This window comes from Leptolyngbya sp. Heron Island J (assembly GCF_000482245.1).
Taxonomy (GTDB): domain Bacteria; phylum Cyanobacteriota; class Cyanobacteriia; order Phormidesmidales; family Phormidesmidaceae; genus Leptothoe.
Genome location: NZ_AWNH01000006.1, coordinates 81,283 through 87,533, shown reverse-complemented (window position 1 = coordinate 87,533; position 6,251 = coordinate 81,283). Strand labels below are relative to the sequence as shown.

General features: G+C 41.5%; 4 protein-coding genes. 1 reads left to right on the top strand and 3 read right to left on the bottom strand.

Features of this window, described 5'->3' with window-relative positions:
* The first annotated feature begins 158 nt into the window (after positions 1 to 158).
* On the top strand, positions 159 to 1,304 hold the full coding sequence (locus N836_RS77340) for a transposase (RefSeq protein WP_152532018.1): 1,146 nt from the start codon (positions 159 to 161) through the stop codon (positions 1,302 to 1,304).
* A gap of 157 nt (positions 1,305 to 1,461) precedes the next feature.
* Here the strand turns inward: N836_RS77340 and N836_RS41060 are convergent, their stop codons facing one another.
* From N836_RS41060 to N836_RS41050, 3 genes are all read right to left on the bottom strand, one after another.
* On the bottom strand, positions 1,462 to 2,478 hold the full coding sequence (locus tag N836_RS41060; RefSeq protein ID WP_023070320.1) for a GGDEF domain-containing response regulator: 1,017 nt from the start codon (positions 2,476 to 2,478) through the stop codon (positions 1,462 to 1,464).
* A 156-nt stretch (positions 2,479 to 2,634) separates the two neighbouring features.
* Positions 2,635 to 5,814, bottom strand: coding sequence for a response regulator (locus N836_RS41055; protein WP_023070319.1), 3,180 nt, complete (start codon positions 5,812 to 5,814; stop codon positions 2,635 to 2,637).
* A gap of 51 nt (positions 5,815 to 5,865) precedes the next feature.
* Positions 5,866 to 6,237: a PAS domain-containing protein gene (locus N836_RS41050; protein WP_023070318.1), complete on the bottom strand. Its 372-nt coding sequence runs from the start codon at positions 6,235 to 6,237 to the stop codon at positions 5,866 to 5,868.
* Positions 6,238 to 6,251 lie beyond the last annotated feature (14 nt).

The following is a 6,251-nucleotide window of genomic DNA, read 5'->3' as shown; positions in this document are numbered from 1 at the left end:
CCTGATTGACTGACAAAAGATACTGTCTCTAGTGTTGAAGTGACCGTCAGTTCTGGATTGTAGAAAATTGAAAAGGAAGTGGGAGTCCAGCACTCTAGAATTAGATACCACTCAAATTATAGAAACGCTGTGAAAAAAACTCCCGTCTCTACGATGCCTTGAAAGCCTGGCTAGGTCAAGGCGAAAACTGGGTACATCTCACTCATTTAACGACATGTCTATGGATGGTCGTTGCGCTGATTCATACCGGTGAAGTGAACCTAACGAAGTGGGCCAAGTATATTCCCTGCCGAGGGCAGTACGCGCAAAGTCGCCAACGTCGTATACGTCGCTGGCTCGGGAATCCACGCATCAATGTACATCGGTTGTACAAGCCAATCATTCAAGCTGCGTTGGCGAATTGGGAAGACGAGTGTCTGTATGTGAGCTTAGACACCACCCAGTTTTGGGATGAGTACTGTCTGATTCGGTTAGCCGTGGTTCACCGAGGACGCGCCCTCCCGTTGTCTTGGCGTGTGCTCAGGCATTCGAGTGCAACCGTTGCCTTCAGCGAGTATCACGAGATGTTAATGCATGCGGCTCGATACCTGCCGAAGGCCGTGAAGGTTGTTCTGCTGGCGGACCGAGGATGTATTCACACTGATGCAATGGAAGCCTTGGGCCAATTGGGTTGGCACTATCGCATTCGACTCAAGAGCAACACGTGGTTATGGCGCTCTACCGGAGGCTGGATACAAGCGACCTCAGTGCATCTGGCAGCTGGTGACGTGCGCTGTTTCCACACGGTTAAACTGCACAAGCGACAGTGGTATGGTCCAGTCCATGTCATCGTCGGTCGCAATCCTCTCAATGGCGAACTCTGGGTCGTTGTCAGTGATGAACCCACTACGCTCAAAACATTGCAGGAGTATGGCTTTCGCTTCGATATCGAGGAACTTTTCAAGGATGAGCAGTCCAGCGGTTGGAATTTGCAAAAGTCCGAGATTCGTTCGGTTTGTGACCTCTCACGTTTATGTTTCATCTTAGCGCTCGCGACACTTTACGTGACCGCGCAGGGCGTTGCTGTCGTTGAGTCAGGCAAGCGGAGATGGGTTGATACTCATTGGTTTCGCGGCAATAGTTATTTTCGTATTGGTCTCGATTGGATTCATGCGGCCTTACTCGATGGCTGGCAGCTAGTGAATCGTGTTTTATTCTCGTCTAACATCGACCCTGACCCGGCGATGGCCTCTCGCTGGCAGCATGAAAAACGCTCCTTTCAGTTTGAATTTCAGGTCTTTACTACTCTGTTCAATCCTGACTAAACTTTTGTCAGTCAATCAGCAATAGATCACCAATGCTGCGCATTAACAAAGACATCAAAATTAATTGAGATCCAACTGTTGGCTGTATAGACGCAACACATTCAGGCCTTTAAAGGCTAAATCATTAGAGCACTCTCCTACGAGGACTACAACAACCTCACTCAACGATCATAGAATTGGACAAAGCAATGACACAGTCCCGACCATTATTTTTAGCATGGTAAAGTGCTTGATCAGCACAATTGATTAAAGTTTGAGGTGACTTAGAAAAAGCAGGAACAATAGCGACTGCCCCAATGCTTACAGTAACTATAGACTTTACTTTAGATGAAACATGAGGAATAGCAAGATTTCGCAGTTGCTCTTGTATTAATTTACCAACATGAATAACACCTTCAAGTTCTGTATTAGGCAAAATCAATGCAAATTCTTCTCCTCCGTAGCGAGCGGCCAGATCAGCAGGACGACGAGCACAATCATTAATTATTTTGGCAACTTGACATAAACACTTATCCCCATTTAGATGGCCATAAGTATCGTTATATGCCTTAAAATAGTCAATATCAATCAGGATAAGTCCAAGTTGTGATTGTTCTCGACATAACCTCTTCCACTCATCCTCAAGCCTTTCATTAAATACACGACGATTAGTAATACTAGTAAGACCGTCAATTGTCGCAAGGCTATGTAGTTGCTGATTAGCAATTTTAAGTTCTTTAAGGAGTAATCTTTCTTTCGCTAAAGCTTGTTTAAGCTTTTGATGAGCGAGATGAGAACTGATAGCTTGACGAACACGCCCAAGGAGTACAGCCCAATGAAAAGGTTTTGTTACGTAGTCCACGGCTCCTACCTTATAAGCATGCTCTACCGAATCGGTATCATTTAAGCCTGTAATCATAAGAATGGGAGGACAATTTTCACCATACAATATATGTAGCGAGCGACAACAGTTAAACCCGTTCATAACAGGCATAACGGCATCCATTAAAATAATATCTGGCAACTCTTTTTGACATGCGATTAAAGCAGCCTGGCCATCTTCAACTACTGAAGTCTTATAACCGTCTTTGTGTAAAACTTCAGAAAGCATCAAATTCGAAACGGCATCATCGTCTACGATTAGAATTAATGGAATATGCTCTGAGGAAGGAGTTATATCTAAGGCTGCATCCATAGTATTTTTAGAATCGTGGCAAGTATAACCACGGCAGATTATTTCAGCTTAAACCAGATAACTTATTATTAAAATTCCCTATTCCGCTTACAATCCTGAAAATATCTACTAAAACTAACAGATGATAGTTGATTGAAGAATAGATGCTGTATTACTTTAGTTAAAATTACAACACAAAATCAATTTATTCACATCTGTTGTTAATACAATTTTTATTGTGCGATATTCGTCATGCAAGTCTTCTAAAAGTTTTGTTGCATCATCCATCTGGTTCTCACGACCTATTTTTTCCAATCTTGCACATAAGTTAGACAATTCAAGTGCCCCTAAAGCATGACTACTTGATTTCAAAGTATGGGCATTATGTTCTAGGGCCAACGCATCATTCTGTATAACGGCCTTATCCATCCTCTGGATAAGATCAGGTGACTCACTAATGTAGGTGTCAACCAGTTGCTTCAAGACGGCTACTTCGCCTCCCATCATAGATACCAAATTACATAGTTGATGATGATCTATAGCTGATTCTATAGCCCGTACTTCCTTATCAATCTGTCTCCCATCCTTTACTGAAGAAGCTTCTGTTAATTCTTGAGCAAGCAACTGAACATCCTCATGCTCTTGAACTTTTGCATCAGCTTGTATTGCAGATTGTCTTTGGAAATTTTCTCGAGAACTACGGGAGGGCACTTGCTGTAAAGCTGTCACAAGTTCTTCAATTTGAATAGGCTTACTAATATAGTTATCCATGCCTGCTTTTAAGCAAGCCTCACGATCACCTTGCATCGCATTTGCAGTAACTGCAACAATCCAAGGCCTAACAGGAGCAGGCCAACGTTCACAAATCTTTTGTGTTGCTATTAAGCCATCCATCTCAGGCATTTGTAAATCCATCAAAATTACATCATAGGATTGGCGCTCTAACGCATTAATAACTTCCAATCCATTACCCACTACATCTGCACGATAGCCCATCTTTTTAAGCAACTGTGTTGCAAGTTGTTGATTCACACCATTATCTTCAGCCAACAAGATTTGAAGCGGATATTTTTCAGCCAAATGATGATCAATCGTTGTCACTAATTTTTTAGGTTGTTCAAACTTGATAGATTCACCTTCACAAAGCCTAACTAGATTTTCTAGCAACTGAGCCTGCTTAATGGGCTTGTTTAAAAATGCCACAAAATGTCTTTCAATGTCCGCTTGAGAAATTTGATACTTTCCCACAGAGGTTAACATCATCAAAGGCAATGCTTTTTGAGCTGGGAGAGCATGTATTTCTTGAGCCAGAGTCATTCCATCCATTTCAGGCATTTGCATGTCCAAAATCGCTAAATCAAAGACTTCCCCTCTTTCAAAACACTTTAGAGTTTCCGAGCCTGAGGCAGTTGTCCGGGTTAGCATCCCCCAAGTTTGAGTTTGTTTTTCAAGAATCTGGCGATTAGTAGCATTATCATCAACAATTAGTAAGCGTTTACCAACTAACTGAGCTGGAACTGTAATACTTCTATGGCTTCTTTTTTCTAATACGGTCTGCACGGTAACGGTGAAGAAAAAAGTGCTACCTTGATCGACTTGACTATCAACCCAAATATTTCCTCCCATCATTTCAACTAACTGCTTGCAGATAGCTAAGCCTAGACCTGTACCACCATATTTACGTGTAGTAGACGAATCTACCTGGCTAAATGCTTTAAATAATCGTTCTATTCTTTGGGCAGGAATACCAATACCTGTATCTTTAACCGCAAAGCACAGACTCTGATGGGTTTCAGCCAGCGATTGTGAACCTGGCTCAGCTAGTGATGAAGATTTCCAATGAGTCACAGAAATGGAAATCTCCCCTTGATGGGTAAACTTAACTGCATTTCCTAAAAGATTGACCAAGATCTGACGCAGACGGGTAACATCGCCCATAAATGTATTATGAACAGCTGAATCAATATGAAAGGCAAGCTCTAATTGCTTTTCAGCTGCTCTTGCAGAAATTAGATCAAACGCTTCTTCAATACATGCTCGTAAATTGAATGGATAGGCTTCAAGTTCAAGGTGACCAGATTCAATTTTAGAAAAGTCTAGTATGTCGTTAATCAGTGATAATAATGCATTGCCACTATTGCGAACAGTAGTCACAAAATTACGTTGCTCATCTGTTAAAGCTGTATCTAGCAAAAGGCTAGTCATACCGATAACAGCATTCATAGGCGTACGAATTTCATGACTCATCGTCGCCAAAAATTCACTTTTAGTCTTAGTAGCTGCCAGGGCATCATCTCTTGCCTTAGCGAGGGTAATTGCAGCTTGCTGACGTTCTATTTCTCGACCAACCCATTGTGCCATCAGCAGTAAAAGTTCTTTATCAAGAGCACTAAAAGCCTCTTCTCGCTTTATCTGGCTTGAGAAATTAAGGGTGCCATAAATTTGACCATCCACTGAGACAGGTGTTCCAAAATAAGCTTCTAACTTTAGGCTTTGGTAGCAGGCACTATTTGCCCAAGATGTATCTCCTGCCGCAAGAATACAAAGAGTTTTATTACTTGCAATCACATCTTGGCAATATGTATTCTCAAGATTTAAGAGTACTCTTTGAACAGATTTTCGAGTAGGTAATCGAGCCAGGCATACTTCATACTGCTTGTCTTGAATCCTAGACAAAACCCCTATCGGCAAGTTGAATTGCTCACAGCCAAAGTTGAGTAATTCTTCAATTGCCTGGTCGAAATCTAGTTTAGGAGAGGCTGTGACTTCATAAAGAGCACGAATCGCGGCTTCACTTTTAACTAAAAGTTTTTCAACTCGCTGACGTTCTAATAGCTCAGCCTGCAAATGCTCGTTAACATTACTTAGCTCAAGCGTTCGTTGCTCCACTAAGGACTCAAGCTTTTCTCGATACTTTTCAAGTTCTGCTTCTGCTTTTTTTCTTTCCGTGACGTCACGAATTGCTAATACTGCACTCGTTGATTGCGCATCTTCAAATTGAATCGAAGCCCAAGAAATCTCAAGAATTCGTAAAATGTTTTCCTGACAGAAATCATAGAAATTAGTGCCCTGACATTGTTGCGATAAAGCTAAATTTCCTGGGTGTTCCGTTGATGATAATACTTGATTGCTTTGAGAAAGCGGTAATACATCAATTAGGTTTTTACTCAGCAGCATTAGCTGCTGCTTCTGAACTAGCTTCTCAAATAAAGCATTACACCACTGTATTCGCCCTCGTTCATCTGTCCAGACGATAGCATCAGTCACAGCATCTAACGCCACTTCCATCTTTCCCAAGGTTTTACGTAGCGTGTGTAGTTGGTTTTCTAATGCCTTAGGATCAGCCTCTACAGACATTTAGGAGATCTCTTTTACTTTAAAGTGATAAGCTTGGACAATTATGCTGACTTAATTGAGGGGAGTAAGCATAGCGCCAAACAACCAATCATCTTCCACTTTCTCTGCAATGATGTAGTGTTCGGTCATAATCTCCTGTTGACTTTTCGTGATGGTCATTAATTCTAGGGGATGATTTAATACAGTAGCCTTTTCTGACACTTGAAATCGAGAGAACGCCAGATTATGAGAGTCTTTAAAGCTACTAGGAAGAATCATGGTAATCAATTCTCCTAAGAGATCATCTCGGGACCACCCTAAAACCCTTTCAAAACAGTCGTTGATATAAGTGATTAAACCTTGGCTATTGGCAATTACAACAGGCACTTCTTGAATCACTTTAAGGTCTTCAATGTTTTGAGGTCTAACTGCATTAGTCATCATTGTTTTCCCTATTT

What these genes read in the sequence shown, in the direction of transcription:
- N836_RS41060 (WP_023070320.1), bottom strand. Translation starts at nt 2,478, where the DNA reads ATGGATGCAGCCTTAGATATAACTCCTTCCTCAGAGCATATTCCATTA.
- N836_RS41050 (WP_023070318.1), bottom strand. Translation starts at nt 6,237, where the DNA reads ATGATGACTAATGCAGTTAGACCTCAAAACATTGAAGACCTTAAAGTG.
- N836_RS41055 (WP_023070319.1), bottom strand. Translation starts at nt 5,814, where the DNA reads ATGTCTGTAGAGGCTGATCCTAAGGCATTAGAAAACCAACTACACACG.